Source organism: Prosthecodimorpha hirschii, assembly GCF_001305515.1.
Taxonomy (GTDB): Bacteria; Pseudomonadota; Alphaproteobacteria; order Rhizobiales; family Ancalomicrobiaceae; genus Prosthecodimorpha; species Prosthecodimorpha hirschii.
Map to the genome: position 1 here is coordinate 2,156,067 of NZ_LJYW01000001.1, position 17,031 is coordinate 2,173,097.

General features: G+C 70.0%; 15 protein-coding genes and 1 pseudogene. 5 read left to right on the plus strand and 11 right to left on the minus strand.

Annotation, left to right across the window (positions count from 1 at the left end):
* Positions 1–75 precede the first annotated feature (75 nt).
* From ABB55_RS31215 to ABB55_RS09495, 6 genes and pseudogenes are all read right to left on the minus strand, one after another.
* A pseudogene (locus tag ABB55_RS31215) lies at positions 76–792 on the minus strand (DUF559 domain-containing protein); the annotation flags it as partial.
* Complete coding sequence (gene xdhB / locus ABB55_RS09475) at positions 792–3,140, minus strand: xanthine dehydrogenase molybdopterin binding subunit (RefSeq protein ID WP_420848225.1); 2,349 nt, start codon at positions 3,138–3,140, stop codon at positions 792–794. The pseudogene ABB55_RS31215 and the gene xdhB, both read right to left, overlap by 1 nt.
* Positions 3,124–4,623 carry a xanthine dehydrogenase small subunit gene (gene xdhA / locus ABB55_RS09480; RefSeq protein WP_054358592.1) on the minus strand — a complete coding sequence of 500 codons (1,500 nt, stop codon included), beginning with the start codon at positions 4,621–4,623 and terminating at the stop codon, positions 3,124–3,126. Before xdhA ends, xdhB begins: the two co-directional genes overlap by 17 nt.
* A gap of 4 nt (positions 4,624–4,627) precedes the next feature.
* Positions 4,628–4,978 carry a hydroxyisourate hydrolase gene (uraH, locus tag ABB55_RS09485; protein ID WP_054358593.1) on the minus strand — a complete coding sequence of 117 codons (351 nt, stop codon included), beginning with the start codon at positions 4,976–4,978 and terminating at the stop codon, positions 4,628–4,630.
* Positions 4,979–5,300: 322 nt separating this feature from the next.
* Entirely contained in the window at positions 5,301–6,218 is a 918-nt protein-coding gene (locus ABB55_RS09490) for a LysR family transcriptional regulator (protein WP_054358594.1), read from the minus strand.
* A gap of 110 nt (positions 6,219–6,328) precedes the next feature.
* Positions 6,329–6,838: a response regulator gene (locus ABB55_RS09495; RefSeq protein ID WP_083463489.1), complete on the minus strand. Its 510-nt coding sequence runs from the start codon at positions 6,836–6,838 to the stop codon at positions 6,329–6,331.
* Between the two features lie 399 nt (positions 6,839–7,237).
* Here ABB55_RS09495 and hemA point away from each other — a divergent pair, with 399 nt between their 5' ends.
* Both hemA and ABB55_RS09505 read left to right on the plus strand, forming a co-directional pair.
* Complete coding sequence (gene hemA, locus ABB55_RS09500) at positions 7,238–8,527, plus strand: 5-aminolevulinate synthase (protein ID WP_054361945.1); 1,290 nt, start codon at positions 7,238–7,240, stop codon at positions 8,525–8,527.
* Between the two features lie 16 nt (positions 8,528–8,543).
* Entirely contained in the window at positions 8,544–9,095 is a 552-nt protein-coding gene (locus ABB55_RS09505) for a GNAT family N-acetyltransferase (protein WP_244472010.1), read from the plus strand.
* Between the two features lie 145 nt (positions 9,096–9,240).
* On the opposite strand, the gene ABB55_RS09510 is transcribed toward ABB55_RS09505, so the two are convergent.
* The 5 genes from ABB55_RS09510 to ccoG form a co-directional block, all read right to left on the minus strand.
* Positions 9,241–9,756 (minus strand): DUF3828 domain-containing protein, encoded by a 516-nt coding sequence (locus ABB55_RS09510; RefSeq protein ID WP_054358595.1) that lies wholly within the window; start codon positions 9,754–9,756, stop codon positions 9,241–9,243.
* 53 nt (positions 9,757–9,809) lie between these two features.
* Entirely contained in the window at positions 9,810–9,968 is a 159-nt protein-coding gene (gene ccoS / locus ABB55_RS09515) for a cbb3-type cytochrome oxidase assembly protein CcoS (protein WP_054358596.1), read from the minus strand.
* A complete protein-coding gene (locus tag ABB55_RS09520) occupies positions 9,968–12,298 on the minus strand; it encodes a heavy metal translocating P-type ATPase (RefSeq protein ID WP_083463491.1) in 2,331 nt (776 codons plus the stop codon). Before ABB55_RS09520 ends, ccoS begins: the two co-directional genes overlap by 1 nt.
* Before the next feature lie 14 nt (positions 12,299–12,312).
* Entirely contained in the window at positions 12,313–12,822 is a 510-nt protein-coding gene (locus tag ABB55_RS09525; RefSeq protein ID WP_054358597.1) for a FixH family protein, read from the minus strand.
* 153 nt (positions 12,823–12,975) lie between these two features.
* Positions 12,976–14,433, minus strand: coding sequence for a cytochrome c oxidase accessory protein CcoG (ccoG, locus tag ABB55_RS09530; RefSeq protein ID WP_054358598.1), 1,458 nt, complete (start codon positions 14,431–14,433; stop codon positions 12,976–12,978).
* 413 nt (positions 14,434–14,846) lie between these two features.
* Here ccoG and ABB55_RS09535 point away from each other — a divergent pair, with 413 nt between their 5' ends.
* The 3 genes from ABB55_RS09535 (at position 14,847) to ABB55_RS09545 (ending at position 16,941) form a co-directional block, all read left to right on the plus strand.
* Positions 14,847–15,695 (plus strand): DMT family transporter, encoded by an 849-nt coding sequence (locus tag ABB55_RS09535; RefSeq protein ID WP_054358599.1) that lies wholly within the window; start codon positions 14,847–14,849, stop codon positions 15,693–15,695.
* A gap of 115 nt (positions 15,696–15,810) precedes the next feature.
* Positions 15,811–16,218 (plus strand): thioredoxin family protein, encoded by a 408-nt coding sequence (locus ABB55_RS09540; protein WP_054358600.1) that lies wholly within the window; start codon positions 15,811–15,813, stop codon positions 16,216–16,218.
* A gap of 3 nt (positions 16,219–16,221) precedes the next feature.
* Positions 16,222–16,941 carry a cytochrome c biogenesis CcdA family protein gene (locus ABB55_RS09545; protein ID WP_054358601.1) on the plus strand — a complete coding sequence of 240 codons (720 nt, stop codon included), beginning with the start codon at positions 16,222–16,224 and terminating at the stop codon, positions 16,939–16,941.
* Positions 16,942–17,031 lie beyond the last annotated feature (90 nt).

Consider the following 17,031-nt stretch of genomic DNA (forward strand, 5'->3'; position numbering starts at 1 on the left):
ACCACGGTCCGAGGATGGGGCCCCCGTCTCCCAAGCCTCCAGCGGAATCACGCCGGCCGCGTCGAGGGCATGCCAGATCGCCTCCAGCACCATGTCGGGCTGGCGCAGGATTTCGTCGTTCCAGAAGCGCAGCACCCGGTAGCCCTGCTGTGTCAGCCAGGCATCGCGCACCGGGTCGCGCGGGTTCTCCGCATGTCCGCCGCCATCGGCCTCGATCACGAGCCGGGCCGCCGGGCAGAGGAAATCCGCGATGTAGCGGCCGATCGGGGCTTGGCGGCGGAACTTGAGGCCGACGAAGCGCCGGTCGCGCAGGGCAGACCACAGCATGCCTTCCGCATCGGTCGGGCCGGTCCGAAGGTGACGCGCCATCGCCAGAAGGCGTTCCGGAACCTGGCCCCGCCGCACGCGCCCGGCCGGCGTCTCGAACCGCCGATCCCAAGTGTTGACGGGCACCGTCCCCCTCATCCGGCCTTCGGCCACCTTCTCCCCCCCTGGGGGGAGAAGGGGAGGAGAGAGACGCCTACTCGGTCCCGCTTCAAATTCAAAGTCCCCGGCTGCTTCCCCTTCTCCCTCGGTCGCAGGAGAAGCGGACCGAAGGGCTGCCGTGGCGGCTTCGATGAGTTTGAGTTCGAGGGCGCCGCCGCCGATGGTGCCGGTGAAGGTGCCGCCGGGCTCGACGACCATGCGGGCGCCGGCCTCGCGCGGGGTCGAGCCTTTCGACGCCAGCACCGTGACCAGGGCGGCACGGCCGCTCCGGGCGATGGCTCGGTCGAGGGCGCGCCAGGCGAGCATCAATCGCTCCTCATGGCCTTGGCGGCGGTCAGGATCGCCTCGGGGGTCGCCGGGGCGTTGAGCGGCGGGACCCGGCCCGGGCGGAGCGCGGCGAGCGCGTCGAAGACGGCCGAGAGGACCGAATTGGCCAGCATCAGTGGCGGCTCGCCGACCGCCTTGGAGCGGTAGATGGTGTCGGCCCGGCAGCCGCCGGATTCGAACAGGGCGGTGCGGAAATCCGCCGGCACGTCGGAGGCGGTCGGGATCTTGTAGGTCGAGGGCGCGTGGGTGCGCAGCCGGCCGGCGCGGTCGAAGACCAGTTCCTCGGTCGTCAGCCAGCCCATGCCCTGCACGAAGGCACCCTCGATCTGTCCGATGTCGAGCGCCGGGTTGAGCGACCGGCCGACATCGTGCAGCAGGTCGACGCGGTCGACGCGCATCTCGCCGGTCAGCGTATCGACGGTCACCTCGGTGCAGGAGGCGCCATAGGCGAAGTAGAAGAACGGCCGGCCGGTCGCGCTCGGCCGGTCCCAGTGGATCTCGGGCGTCTTGTAGAAGCCGGCCTCGGACAGCTGCACGCGCGCCAGATAGGCCTTCTTGGCGAGGTCGCCAAAGCCGATCGAGGCGTTGCCGCCGAAGACGCGTCCGTCGCGGAAGCGGACCTCTTCGGCTGGCACGCCGAACTCGGCCGCCGCCACCGCCGCCATGCGGGCGCGGATGGCACCGGCGGCGATTCTAGCCGCCATGCCGTTCAGGTCGGAGCCCGAGGAGGCCGCGGTCGGTGAGGTGTTGGGCACCTTGGCGGTCGTCGTCGCGGTGATCTTGACCCGCTCGATGCCGACGCCGAATTCCTCGGCGACCACCTGGGCGACCTTGAGATAGAGCCCCTGCCCCATCTCGGTGCCGCCATGGTTCACCATGATCGAGCCGTCCGAATAGACATGGACCAGCGCGCCGGCCTGGTTCAGGTGGATCAGCGTGAAGGAGATGCCGAACTTCACCGGCGTCAGGGCGAGGCCCTTCTTCAGGATGCGGTTCGAGGCGTTGAACGCCTTCACGGCCTCGCGCCGGACCCAATAGTCCGACGTGCGTTCCAGTTCGGCGACCAGGTCGTGGATGATGTTGTCCTCGACCGGCATGCCGTAGGGCGTGGTGTCACCGGCCGGCGCATAGAAGTTCCGCTTGCGCACGGTGAGCGGATCGAGCCCGAGGCGGACGGCGATCTCGTCCATGACGCGCTCGGCGAAGACGGTGCCCTGCGGGCCGCCGAAGCCGCGGAAGGCGGTGTTGGAGACGGTGTCGGTCAGGAGCCGGCGCGAATGGATGCGCGCGGCCGGGTAGTTGTAGGCATTGTCGGCATGGAACATGGTCCGGTCGTTGACGCCGAGCGACAGGTCGGCCGAATAGCCGCAGCGGCCGTAGAAGGCCACGTCGACGCCCGTCAGGCGGCCGTCGGCATCGTGGCCGGCCTCCCAGTCGACCCGGAAGTCGTGGCGCTTGCCGGTCATGATCATGTCGTCGTCGCGGTCGAGCCGGATCTTGGCCGGCCGGCCGGTCGCCCGCGCGACCAGCGCGGCGATCACCGCCCATTGGGTCGCCTGGCTCTCCTTGCCGCCGAAGCCGCCGCCCATGCGCCGGCACTCGGCCACCACCGCGGCATCGGGCAGGCCGAGCACCTTGGCGGTGATGTGCTGCACCTCGGTCGGATGCTGGGTCGAGGTGTGGACGAGCATGTCGCCGTCCTCGCCGGGCACCGCCAGCGCAGCCTGCCCCTCCAGATAGAAATGCTCCTGGCCGCCGATCCGGAAGGTGCCGCCGATCCGGGCGGGACTGGCATCCAGGGCCGCGACGACCTCGCCCTTGCGGAACTCGTAGGGCGGCAGCACCTCGGTGTTGCGGTCGAGCGCATCGTCGACCGTCACCGCCGGGGTCTCGGCCTCGACCTCGATCGCCGCCAGCCGCGCGGCGCGGCGGGCCTGGTCGCGAGTCTCGGCGGCGACCGCGAAGACCACCTGGCCGTGGAACAGGATGCGGCCTTCGGCGAAGACCGGATCGCCGCCGACCGAGGGCGAGCAGTCGTTGATGCCCGGCACGTCGGCGGCGGTCAGCACGGCGACGACGCCCGGCGCGGCGCGGACCCGGTCGAGATCGATCGACAGGATGCGCCCGCGCGCGGCCGAAGGCGCATGGCCGGGCACGACCTGCAGCGTGCGCGCCGGCTCGGCGATGTCGTCGATATAGGCGGCGGCGCCCTGGACATGCTTGACGGCGGAATCATGCACCAGCGGGCGGCCGACCACGGCCAGCGCGGCGGCGTCGGCAAGGCCGGCAGCATCGGCAAGGCCGGCGGGATCAGGCGACACGGTCAAGGCGGGCCTCCCTCTGGCCGGTGATGCGGGTCAGATCGGTCGCCGCCCCGGCGCTCTCGATCAAGGCCTTCTCGAGCAGGGCCGCGGCGACCTCGGACCGGTAGGCGGCGCTGGCGCGCATGTCGGAGAGCGGCACATAGTCGGTGCGGATCGCCGCGAGCGCCGGCGCCCAGGTCGCCGGGTCGGCCGGATCGGCGCCGACGAGGGCGGCCTCGGTTGCGGCCGCGCGCTTCGGCGTGCCGGCCATGCCGCCGAAGGCGATGCGGGCCGCGGCGATCCGGCCGCCGTCCAGCGTCAGCCGGAAGGCGCCCATCACGGCCGAGATGTCCTGGTCGAAGCGCTTGGAGATCTTGTAGGCCCGGAAGACCTGTCCGGGGCCGAGCTTCGGCACGATCACCCGGCGGACGAACTCGCCCGGCCGGCGATCCTGGCGGCCATAGGCGAGGAAATAGTCCTCGAGCGGCAGGCGGCGCAGGTCCGGACCGCACTGCAATTCGAGTTCGGCGCCGAGCGCGATCAGCGCCGGCGGGCTGTCGCCGATCGGCGAGCCGTTGGCGATGTTGCCGCCGACCGTGCCGGAGGCGCGCACCTGCTTGGAACCGATCCGCCGCCAAAGCTCGGCCAGATCCGGATCGATGGCACCGATCGCCGCCTCGGCGGCCGCGAAGGTGGCGGTGGCGCCGATCTCCAGGCGATCGGGATGGTCGGCGATGGCATCGAGTCCGGCGACGCGGCCGAGTGCGATGATTTTAGGCAGATGGCGCAGCTGCTTGGTAATCCAGAGGCCGACATCGGTCGCCCCGGCGACCAGCGTCGCGTCCGGGTGGGCGGCGACGAGCGCGGCTAGGGAGGCGATCGAGGCGGGTGCCGCGAAGAAGGATTCGGCCGTGCCGACCATCAGGTCGCGCCCGTCGTCGATCGCCGCGAGCCCGGCGATCGTTTCGGCCTCCGCCGCCGCGATCGCGTCGACCGAGCCGGGACCGCGGCCGGCGCAGGCTTCCAGCGCCGCGTCGACGATCGGGCGGTAGCCGGTACAGCGGCACAGATTGCCGGCGAGCTGGTCGGTCACCGCCTTGCGGTCGACCGGCCCGTCGCCGTGATAGAGCACGAACAGGCTCATCACGATGCCGGGGGTACAGAAGCCGCATTGCGAGCCGTGCTTTTCGACCATGGCGGCCTGGATCGGATGCAGGCGGCCTTCGCGGGCGGCCAGATCCTCGACGGTCACCAGTTCGCAGCCGTCGATCTGGCCGAGCAGCGCGATGCAGGCATTGACCGGCTGATAGACCATGCGGCCGTCGACCGGCCGGCCGACCGCCACCGTGCAGGCGCCGCAATCGCCCTCGCCGCAGCCTTCCTTGGTGCCGGTCCGGCGCCGTTCCAGGCGGATATGGTCGAGCAGCGTGGTCATCGGCGGAAAGTCCGCGACTTCGATGACGCGGCCGGCGGAGAGGTAGCGGACGGCGGTGCGCGGTGCCGACATGCCCTCAGCTCCCCCGATAGGTCGAATAGGCATAGGGCGAGATCAGCAGCGGCACATGGTAGTGCGCCCCGGTATCGGCGATGCCGAAGCGGATCGGGATCACGTCCAGAAAGGCGGGCTCGGGCAGCGAGTGGCCGGCCCCGCGCAGATAGGCGCCGGCATGGAAGCGCAGCTCGTAGACGCCCGGACGCAGGCTGTCGCCGTCGAGCACGGGTCCGTCGACGCGGCCGTCGGCATTGGTCAGCACGGTCTTGATCAGGCTCGGTTCGCCGTCGAGCGCCCAAAGCTCGATGGTCAGACCCTCAGCCGGCTTGCCGGCCGCGGTATCGAGCACATGCGTCGTCAGTCGCCCCATGCTGCGCCTCGCGCCCCTGCTGTCGCCCTGTCCGGCGGATGCCTCCGGCCGAGCCGACCGGACCGTCCGCACTCCCATGCAGGATGCGGGCCGACCGGTCGCACGATTCCCCCGGCACCGGCGGGACTGCATTCCAGCCCCGATCTTTGCGCATAAGGACTGAACGAAAAAGAAGAGATTTTCGACCGAACCGCTCGCCGCGTTCGTACGATCCGGCCGCCCTGCCCGCGGTGGCGCCCGGTTGCCGCGAAATGCGCCAGGATGGCGTGCGCTGTTCGCGCGTTGCGCGCAACGCCTCGGCACCGGGACCAACGCCGCCCGCTCAGGACCGGGGCAGCTCGAGGGCTGCCTTGACGTGCTCGCAGAAGACGGTCAGCGCCAGGCTCGGCACGCGCCCGGCCTGGGCCACGACGACCAGCCGGTCCACCTCCACGTCCGGATCGGCCAGCGGCACCAGCACCAGCGATCCGTCGAGCAGATCCCGTTCGATCCCGACCGTGGTCTGGAAGGCGATCAGTTGGCGCCGCCGGACGAGGCCGGCCATGTGGCGCAGGCTGTCGGATTCCAGGCGCGGCCGGACGTCCCGGGCGAGCCGCACCAGCGCGGGATCGAGCGCCGAGCGCAGGCTGAGCCCGCGCGCCGGCAGCGCGAGCGGTTCGTCGGCCAGTTCGGCCAGTTCGATCGAGGCGCGCCCGGCGCAGCGATGGTCGGGCGTCATGAGTGCGCCGATGCGGTAGTCGCGGTGATAGAGCGGTTCGAGGCGGCTGGTCGTCGGGGGATTGAACGAGAAGCCGATATCGGCCTTGCCGTCCTCGACCAGATGGGCGACCGCCTCCGATCCGGTCACCGTCACGGCGGTCTCGATGCCGGGGAACTGCGCCCAGAAACCCGCCAGGATGTCAGGCAGCACGTTGACCGAGATGCTCTCCACCGTCGCGATCCGGACGCGGCCGCGCTTCAGGCCGCGAAAGGCATCGAGGTCGGCCTTGGTCTCGCCGAAGGTTTCGAGGATCGCCCGGATCTGGCGCAAGAGCACGGCGCCGGGTTCGGACAGCCGCAGGCCGCGGCCCAGGCGTTCGAACAGGTCGATGCCGATCTCCCGTTCCAGGAGCAGCACCTGACGGTTGACCGCGGAGGGCGCGATGTTCAGCACCTTGGCGGCGGCCCGGATCGAGCCGACCTCGGCGACGGCAAGGAAATAGCGGAAGCTCGTGGAAAGGATCGCGGTCTCGCGCTGCATCGGGGTCTCCGGCCGGAAGGAGCGCGATGGCACGCCGAAAGCGCTGCCGATGCAAGCCGTCACCCCGTAACCGGCGCAAGATTTCCCGACATCCGTTCGGCGACTGTGCCTCAGGCGGCTTCGACATCGGCCGGCTTGGCAGCGCCGGGCTTGGATTCCCAAATCTTCTGCCGGTTGCGGATCTTGCGCGGCGCCGGGCCGAAATAGGTCGGCGTCTTGACGAATTCGCGCGGCTGCAGAATCACGCTGGCGACGCGCTGGTAGAGCGCCTTGGCGGAGATCGGCTTGCACAGCAGCTCGTGGATGCCGAGCTTGCGCGCCTCCAGGATGCGGCTGCGCTCGGTATGCGCCGTGACCATGATCACCGGCACATAGGCGAAGGGATTCTGCGGGTTGCGGATCATCCGCACCATGTCGGCGCCGTCCAGGATCGGCATCACCCAGTCCAGGATGATGATGTCCGGATTGGCGCGGTCCATCGCCTCCAGGCCGGACGCGCCGTCTTCCGCCTCGACGATGCGGCGCGCGCCGAACCCCTGCAGCATGGTGCGCAGGATCGTGCGCATATAGGCGCTGTCCTCGACGACGAGGAAGGTCAGGGACGAGAGATCGAGGTTCAAGGCACGCCGCCCTCCACGGGATCCGACGGTGACCGAAAGGCGTGAAGGTTTGGTTTAGAGGCGACATCCTGGTCGTGCCGGATGCCGGGTGCATCCACGGACGGCGCGGCCGTGTATCGGCTTCGGGCGACGGCGGGCGCGGGTTTCGCCGGACGGCCTCAGGATGCCGCAAGGAATGCGGTGGTAAGGGAGGATGGCGACCATCGACCGCAGCGCGTGGAGCGCAGACCACGATCGCGTGACTTGATCATGGTCAATGCTCCGGGGAATGGTCTAACTACGCTCCGACCGGGTTCGTCCGGGACACCGCAGTCGCGATGCCGCATGGGCGGGTGGAAGTTGGGAATGGGGAGGCACGGCGAGGATGGGCCGGCGCTTCCTCCGACGCGAGGACGGATGATGAACTACGACGCGATTTTCGAGACGGCGGTGGCTGCCCTCAAGAGCGAGAAGCGCTACCGCGTCTTCGCCGACCTCGAACGCATCGCCGGGCGCTTCCCGCATGCCGTCTGGCGGCGCGACGGCGCCGAGCGCGAGATCGTGGTCTGGTGCTCGAACGACTATCTCGGCATGGGCCAGCATCCCGATGTCGTCGACGCCATGGTCAAGGCGGCCCAATCGATGGGGGCCGGTGCCGGCGGCACGCGCAACATCTCCGGCACCAATCATCCGCTGGTCGAGCTCGAGGCCGAACTCGCCGACCTGCACGGCAAGGAGGCGGCGCTGACCTTCACCTCCGGCTTCGTCTCCAACGAGGCGGCCATCTCGACGCTGGCCCGCATCCTGCCGAACTGCCTGATTCTTTCCGACGAATTGAACCATGCCTCGATGATCGAGGGCATCCGGCGCTCCGGCTGCGAGAAGAAGGTGTTCCGGCACAACGATCTCGACCATCTGGAAGAGCTTCTGAAGGCGGCCGGTCCCGAGCGGGCCAAGCTGATCGCCTTCGAGTCGGTCTATTCCATGGACGGCGACATCGCCCCGATCGCCGCGATCGCCGATCTGGCCGAGCGCTACGGCGCGCTGACCTATATCGACGAGGTGCACGCGGTCGGCATGTACGGTCCGCGCGGCGGCGGCATCTGCGATCGCGACGGCCTGATGCACCGCATCGACGTGATCGAGGGTACGCTCGCCAAGGCCTTCGGGGCGCTCGGCGGCTACATCACCGGCAAGGCGGCGCTGGTCGACGCGGTGCGCTCCTACGCGCCGGGCTTCATCTTCACCACCGCCCTGCCCCCGGCGGTCGCCGCCGCCGCGACCGCCTCGATCCGCCACCTGAAGGCCTCCGCGGCCGAACGGGAGGCGCATCAGCGTCAGGCGGCCCGCAGCAAGGCCGTGCTGGCCGCGGCCGGTCTGCCGGTGATGCCGAGCGAGACCCATATCGTGCCGATCCTGGTCGCCGACCCGGACCTCTGCAAGAAGGCCTCCGACCTGCTCCTGGAAAAGCACGGCATCTACATCCAGCCGATCAACTATCCGACCGTGCCGCGCGGCACCGAGCGCCTGCGCATCACGCCGACGCCGTTCCATGACGACGCGCTGATCGAACGCCTCGCCGACGCGCTGATGTCGGTCTGGCGCGAACTCGGCCTGCCGCTGTCCGGCCCGACCGAGGTGACCAGCGCCGACGAGACCGAAGCCGCCGCGCCGGTCACCCGGATGGCGCTCGCCCGCGCCGGCGGCTGAACCCGGCTTCGGCCCGGTGGCAGCTCGGCCCGCAGACCGCATCCGCATCGCCCGCGAGGATCCGGGCGCGGCGGATGTGATCGCCCTGCTCGCCGCCGGCGAGGCGCATTCGGCCAGCCTCCATCCGGCCGAAAGCAACCATCACCTCGATCTCGACGGCTTGCGGGCCGCATCCGTGCGCTTCTTCGTGGCGCGCGACGAAGCCCTGCACGGCCTTGAGCCCGAAGCCCGTCCGCGTCTAGCGGGCCAAGCCGCCCGATCCGGCACGGCGCTGGCGACCGCCGCCATCGTGCTTTACGACGGCTGGGCGGAGGTCAAGCGCATGTGGGTCGAGCCCGAGGCGCGCGGGCGCGGCCTGTCGCGCCGGCTTCTCGCGGCGCTCGAAGCGGAGGCCGCCGCGCAGGGCATCGGGCTGCTGCGGCTCGAAACCGGCATCGCCAGCGCCGAGGCGCTCGGTCTCTACCGCAGCGCCGGCTTCGTCGAATGCCCGCCCTTCGCCGACTATCGGCCGGATCCCAACAGCGTGTTCATGGAAAGGCGGCTGCCGGTGCCGCCCGGTCGGGGTTGAGCCCCCCGCTGAGCGCACCAGATGATACCAACGGCCCAAGATGCTGACGCATCGGGCCGTTTAAGTAACACGAATTTCTCATAGGCACCAGAGGCATGAGAAATTCGCGTCTCGAATACCGACGATCATTCCATGACCGTCGCTATCAGTCCTTCAGATATTCGGTCGCCACGGCCTTGAGGCTCGATCCGTCATGGCCGCGAATGTCTTCGAGCCGCCAGGCGCCCTTCTCCAGGCGCAGGTCGAACAGCACGCGCATCTTGGCATCGAAGGAGACGAAGGTCGCCGCGACGGTCGCGGTGTCCGCGGTCGCGGTTTCGATCGCCACCGCGAGGCGCTTGACCTCGCCGTCCTGGCCGTCGATCAGCGGCTCGTAGTCGATGCCGGGTTCTTCGTTCTTCTTCGACTTGGCGTCGACCTTGTCGAGCAGCTTCAGCGTCGCGGCGGTGAAATAGCGCTGCGCGAGCTTGCGGTTGGTCCGGTAGTCGTAGGCTTCCGCGGCATAGCGCGCATAGAGATTGCGCACGACCTCGTCGGGCCCGGCCGTGGCCGGCGCCGGCGGCGGCGCCTTGCCGGCCGCGTGGGCGGGCGGGACGGAGACGAGCGCCGCCCCGGCGACGACAAGGACGGCGATCCTGACGATGAAATCGCGACGATGCATGAACGGAGCTCCCTGATTCGGAAGCCAGTCATAGCCGGTGCCGGCAGGCCGCGCTATCGATCGCGGTCCGGCAGGTCGTCGTCGGACAGGACCCGCCATTTGGCGCCGTCGAGGTCGTCGTACTGCCCGCTCTTCAGCGACCACAGGAACGCACCGAGCCCGAGGAAGCCGAGGCCGAGCGCGATCGGGATCAGGTAGACGAGGACGTCCATCACGCTCTCCCGAATTCGCCGGCGGCGACCGCGCCCGCGCCCGCCGTCCCGACGGCCGGCCTGCCGCCGTCCAGGGTCCCGCCGCGTTGCGCGGTCGGCTCCGGGGCCGACCAGCGCAGGCGCAGGGCATTCACGGTGACCACGATCGACGAGCCCGACATCGCCAGCGCGGCGATCAGGGGCGTGACCCAGCCGGCGATCGCAACCGGCACCGCGATCAGATTGTAGACGATCGAGATCCAAAGGTTCTGCACCATCGCCGCCTTGGCGGCCCGCGCGATGGCCAGCGCGTCGGCGACCGGGGCCAGCCGCTCGCCGAGGAAGACCGCGTCGGCGGCCGCCTGGGAGAGATGCACGGCGGTGACCGGCGACAGCGAGACATGGGCGGCGGCGAGCGCCGGCGCGTCGTTCAGCCCGTCGCCGACCATCAGCACCCGGTGGCCTTCGGCCTTCAGGGCTTCGAGACGGGCGATCTTGCCGGCCGGCGTCAGGCCGGCCCGCCAGCGGTCGATGCCGAGTGCGGCGGCCGCGCGGGCGACCGCATCCGGCCGGTCGCCGGACAGGATCTCGATGCCGTAGCCGGCCCGGACCAGCCGCCCGACCACCTCGGCCGCATCGACGCGCAGCCCCTGGCGGAAGGCGAACAGCACCGGCTCCGCCGCACCGGCCCGATAGGCGACCAGCGAGGCGTCCGGATGGAGGGCCGTGACCGCCGCCACATCGGCATCGCAGACGCCGCAGAAGGCGGGCGAGCCGAGCCGGTGGACGACGCCGTCGATCTCCGCCTCGACGCCCGATCCGGCGATCTCGCGGGCCGTCTCCGGCGCGCGGGTGGCCCGGGCGGCGGCGGCGAGCGCGATGCCGAGCGGATGCCGGCTCGCGGCGGCGAGATGGCCGGCGCGGTCGAGAAGCGCGGGATCGATCCGGCCGGCATCGATCAGGCTCGGTTCCGGCAGCGTCAGGGTGCCGGTCTTGTCGAACACGATGGTGTCGGCGGCGGCCAGCCGCTCGATCGCGTCACCGGCATGGACCAGCACGCCGCGCCGGAACAGAAGGCCGGAGGTGACGACCTGCACGGCCGGGATGGCCAGCGCCAGGGCGCAGGGACAGGTGATGATCAGGACCGAGACGGCGACGACCAGCGCCTCCGACACCTCCGCGCCGGCGAAAAGCCAGCCGAGGAAGGTGACGAGCGCGGTCAGGTGGACGACGGGCGCATAGCGGCGGGCGACGCGGTCGGCCAGTTGCATGTAGCGCGACTTGGCCTGCGCGGCGGCCTCGAGGAGCTTGTTGACCTCGTCGAGCAGCGTGCCGGCTTCCGCCGCCGTGACCCGCACGGTGAGCGGGCCGGTCAGGTTCATGGTGCCGGCATAGACCCGCTCGCCCGCGGCGGCCGGTGCCGCGACGGTCTCGCCGGTGACGAGGCTCTGGTCGATCTCCGACAGCCCCGCCTCGACGATGCCGTCGACCGGAACGCGCTCGCCGGCGCGCACCAGGACGCGGTCGCCGGGATCGATGCGCGAGACCGGCACCTCGCCGAGCGTGCCGTCCGGGGCCATGCGGAGGGCCGTGTCGGCCCGGAGCGCGGCCAGATTCTCGGCGACCGAGCGGGTGCGCCGGCGCATGTTGTGGTCGAGGAAGCGGCCGAGCAGCAGGAAGAACAGCAGCATCACGGCCGAATCGAAATAGGCGTGCTCGGCCGAGCGCATGGTCTGCCAGAGCGACAGGCCGACCGTCAGAGTGATGCCGATCGAGATCGGCACGTCCATGTTGGTCCGGCCGACGCGCAGCGCCCGCCAGGCCGAGCGGTAGAAGGTGCGGCCCGCATAGGCGACGATCGGCAGGGCGATTAGCGCGGACAGCCAGTGGAAGAAGTCGCGCGTGACCGGTTCGATGTCGCTGGCATTGCCGGCCCAGACCGAGACCGACAGCAGCATGATGTTCATGGCGCCGAAGCCGGCGACCGCCATGGCGCGCAGCAGCGCCTTGGCCTCCGCCTCCTCCTCGGCCGAGCGGCGCGCCGGATCGAACGGATGGGCGCGGTAGCCGAGATTTTCCAGCCGGCGCACCACCGTGCCGGCATCGGTCGCGGCCGGATCCCAGTCGACGGCGAGCCGGTGGGTGGTCAGGTTCAGCCGCGCCTTGGCGACGCCGGGCACGACGCCGAGGCCGTGCTCGATGGTCGACATGCAGGCCGCGCAGGTGATGCCCTCGACGGCGAGGTCCATATGGACGGTGCCGTCCGCGCGCGGCTCCGCGAAGGCGCTCCAGTCGCGGACATGGGGGGAGAGCGGCTCGGCGAGGAGCGGGCTGGCGACGGGGGCGTTCATGGCCGGATCCGGGCTCAGCGCAGGATCAGCCGGCTTTGCGACAGGAACAGGCGGCCGCCCTTGCCGTCGCCCTCGATGACCAGTTCCCACTGGCCGGCCGGCAGGTCCTCGACCTTGCCCGAGAAGGTGCCGCTGGCGCCGGCGACCTCGCCGAGGACGAGCTTGCGGTCCTGGGCGCGGTTCATCGGATGCTGCAGCTCGGCCTTGAAAGCGACCCCGGTGACCGGCCGTCCCTCGGCGTCGCGCGCCGAGACGGTGACGAGCGCGTGCCCGTCGGGATCCCGCTTGGCCGTGGCATCGACATGCCAGCCGCGCGCGGTCTGCGCGTTGGCCGCCGCGATCTCGGCATTGTAGGTCTGGCTGACCCGATAGGGACTGTCGGTCGCCACGCCCGGGAAGGAGCCCAGCGCGTAATAGACCAGCGCCCCGTTGGCGGCGAAGATCGACAGGAAGAAGGCGATGCAGATGGCCAGCACGTGCCAGCCGGTCAGGCGGAATTCACGGGTTTCGGCGTTGGTCGACATTTGCCCCTCCGCAACGGTCGAGCGGACCATCCCCTCCCCTCGAAGGATCCGGCCCCGGTATGGCCCGTTTCTAGGCCGTCCCGGAACCGGCGTCTTTGAGCGAGATCATTTGGGCCGCACCGGCGAAGCGCGGCGCGGCCCAGTATTCGAGGCTCACGGCCCCTTGAAGAAGTCCTTCGCGGCGGCGCGCTCGCCGGCCTTGGTCTCGGTGACCACGACCTGGATCGGCGCCGTGGTCTCGACCTTGGCGTCGCGCGGGGCGATCAGGTTGACGCGGACTTCCTGGCTCTGGTCGGGTCCGACCTCGATGATCGGGTTGCCGTCCTGCTTGCGGGTCGCGCCGACAGCCTCGATGCGGGTCCGCTCCGGCGCACCGGTCACCGACAGCACGAAATCGCGCGCCTCGCGGTGCTTGTTCAGGATGCGCACCGTGTAGCCGTTGCGGATCGAGCCGTCGGAATTGACCACATAGACCGGGCTGCGATCGTGCAGCACGTTGACGCCGAGCGTGGCGCGGGTGGTGAAGACGAACGTCATGATGCCGATGACGATCGAGATCACCGCCACGTAGAGGATCGTGCGCGGACGGACGAACTTGTAGATCTCCGGCTTGCCGTGCTCGCGCCGGTCGATGTTGATGTCGGTGTCATAGGCGATCAGACCGTGCGGACGGTTGATCTTGTCCATGATGTTGTTGCAGGCGTCGATGCACAGACCGCACTGGATGCAGGAGAGCTGCGGTCCGAGCCGGATGTCGGTGCCGGTCGGGCAGACCACGACGCATTGCTGACAGTCGATGCAGTCGCCGGCGTCCTGGCCGGCCGCGCGCAGCCGCTCGGCGGCCTTGACCGAGGTGCGCGGCTCGCCGCGATCGACCCGGTAGGAGACGTTCAGCGCCCATTCGTCGGTCAGCGCCGCCTGGATGCGCGGCCAGGGGCACATGTAGATGCAGACCTGCTCGCGGGCGAAGCCGGCGAGGATGTAGGTCGTGAAGGTCAGGATGCCGATCCAGATATAGGCGACCAGCGGGGCGTCGAAGAACAGAAGGTCGCGCACCAGCGTCGGCGCATCGGAGAAATAGAGCACCCAGGCGCCGCCGGTCCACCAGGCGATGCCGAGCCAGAGGGCATGCTTCAGCACCTTGCGGCCGAACTTGACGGCGCTCCAGGGCGCCTGATCGAGCTTGATCCGGTCGCGACGATCGCCCTCGACGAGGCGTTCCACGGCGAGAAAGAGGTCGGTCCAGACCGTCTGCGGGCAGAGATAGCCGCACCAGACGCGGCCGGCGACCGCATTCATGAGAAACAGCGTCAACGCCGCCAGGATCAGAAGGCCGGTGATGTAGTAGACTTCCTGCGGCCAGATCTCGATGAAGAAGAAGTAGAAGCGGCGATTGGGAAAGTCGATCAGGACGGCCTGCGACGGCGCATCGGGTCCGCGGTTCCAGCGCACGAAGGGCAGCAGGTAGTAGACGCCGAGGCAGGCGATCAGCAGACCCCATTTGATCCGCCGGAAGACGCCCTGCACCGCCGCCGGATAGATCTTCTTGTGTTCCGCATAGAGCGAGTCCTCGTGGACCGCGCCTCCGCCGGCGACCGTTTCGGCCTTCATGGATTCCACTCCTCTGCAGCCGCGCGGGACCCCTTGTCGTCCGGACCCGGCAACCGAACCCGATCCATGCGCCCGGCGCCGCCGTCCTGCCTTGATCGACGTCAAAGCCTTGGGGCACCCGTCCGTTACGCGCGCGCGACGAACCATCGCACTGCAGCAAACCGCTGTCGGTGACGGAGTCACGAAGGCCGCGAACGGTTCGGCAGGCGGGCCGGACTTCCAGCGGCGTCGTGGAGTCCGAGGACGGTGCCGAAACAGAAACCCCGCCATGCTTGCTCTCGCGATGGCGGGGCCGCCCGAGCCCTCCGCACGGCTGCCATTTCCTGAGACGGCTTTGCAATTCGGCGGGAAGACTGCAAAGCAGGGCGGTCGCCTCGACGCCGGGCGATCCGCCCGATGCGAGGCTGCCCGAAATGTCCACCACCGTGATGATCGCCGTCCTGTTCTCGGCCCTGCTGCATGCCAGTTGGAATGCGGTGGTCAAATCGGGCCGCGAGAAGGGGCTGGACATCGTCCTGGTGGCGACCGGGTCGGCCGCGATCGCCGCCGCCGTGCTGCCCTTCCTGACGCCGCCGGCACAGGCGAGCTGGCATTTCCTCGGCGTGTCCGCGCTGATCCACCTTGTCTACTTCGTCCTCGTCGGCGCGGCCTACCGGGCCGGCGACATGGGCCATGTCTATCCGCTGATGCGCGGCACGCCGCCGCTCCTGGTCGCGCTCGCCAGCGGTCCGCTGATCGGCGAAACCCTCAAGCCGGCCGGATGGTTCGGCATCCTGTTCATCTGCGGCGGCATTCTCGCCATGGCCTTCGTCGGCCGGCGCGGCGGCACGCCCGCCCTCAGGCCGACGCTGCTGGCGCTGGCCAATGCGCTGGTGATCGCCGGCTACACCTTCGTCGACGGCCTCGGCGCGCGCGCCTCGGGCAGCCCGGCGGCCTATACGCTATGGGGATTCCTGCTGATGGCGCTGCCGATGATGGTCTATGGCGGCGTCGTCTACAGCCGCACGCCCGGCATCGCGCTGCGGGTCCGGTCGCGCCTGCCGATCGCCTTCGGCGGCGGCGCCTGCAGCATCGGCGCCTATGTGATCACGCTCTGGGCGATGACCGAGGCGCCGATCGCCCTCGTCTCGGCGCTACGCGAAACCAGCATCATCTTCGCCGTCGCAATCTCGACCTTCGTCCTGAAGGAGCGCTCGGGCTGGTCGCGCACGGCCGCGGCCGGTGTCATCATGGCCGGCATCGCGGTCCTGAAGCTGTCGTGAACGCCGGCCACGCAACCGAACACTTCCCCGTGAGGGCGTAACCGGACCGCCCCATCCGCCGAAATTCCTGGCAGGACCGCCCGATCAAGGGCGGCCGCAGGACAGGATGGAACCCATGCTGCATCGTCGCACGCTCTTCGCCGGCTTCGTCTTCGCCGCCCTCGCAGGCGCCGTGTTGAACGCCGTACCGGCCGCTTCCGCCGCCGACTCGGTGCCCTTCACGACGGCGTCCTTCGCCGCCGCGAAAGCCAAGGGCGGACCGATCCTGGTCGAGGTGACCGCGCCCTGGTGCCCGACCTGCCAGGCCCAGAAGCCGATCCTGTCCGAATTGCGCGCCATGCCGAAATTCAAGGACATGACCGTGCTGACGGTGGATTTCGACAGCCAGAAGGACGCCCTGCGCACGCTCGACGCCCGCACCCAGAGCACGCTGATCGTCTACAAAGGCGAGCGCGAGGTCGGCCGGTCGGTCGGCGTGACCGAACGCGGGGCCATCGAAACGCTGTTGGCCAAGAGCCTCTGAACCATGATCGCGTCGATCCTGCTCGCCGGGCTGGCCGGGTTGCTGTCGATCCTGTCCCCCTGCGTGCTGCCGCTCGTCCCGATCGTTCTCGGCGCCGCGGCATCCGAACACCGCCACGGTCCGCTCGCGCTGGCTGCGGGCCTGGCCCTGTCCTTCACCGCGATCGGGCTGTTCGTGGCCACGATCGGCTTCGCGATCGGGCTCGACGGCAGCGTGTTCCGGATGGTCGGGGCACTGACCATCGGGGCGGTCGGGCTGGTGCTGATGGTTCCAGCCATGCAGACCCGGCTGGCAGCCGCCGGGGCGCCGGCGGGGACCTGGGTCGAACAGCGCTTCGGGGGCTTCTCGACCGACGGACCCTTCGGTCAGTTCTGCGTCGGCCTCCTGCTCGGCGCCGTCTGGAGCCCGTGCGTCGGCCCGACCCTCGGGGCGGCCTCGGTTCTCGCAGCGGAAGGCAAGGATCTCGGTGCCGTGGCGCTGACCATGCTGGCCTTCGGCGTCGGCGCCGCCCTGCCGCTGGCACTGCTCGGCCGGCTGTCGGGCGAACGGCTGTCCGCGCTGCGCCGGCGGCTCGCCGCGACGGGGCGCGGCGGCAAGATGCTGCTCGGCGGCATCCTGGTCAGTCTCGCCATCCTGGTCGCGACCGGCTGGGACAAGCGCATCGAGGCCGAACTGGTCGCGCTCTCGCCGGCCTGGCTGACCGCGCTGACGACGCGGTTCTGACCGTCGCGGAGGCCGGCCTCGCCGCGCCCTGCCGAGGACAAAAAGAAGGCGGCGGGGATCTCTCCCCGCCGCCTTGCGTCGTCCTTGGGC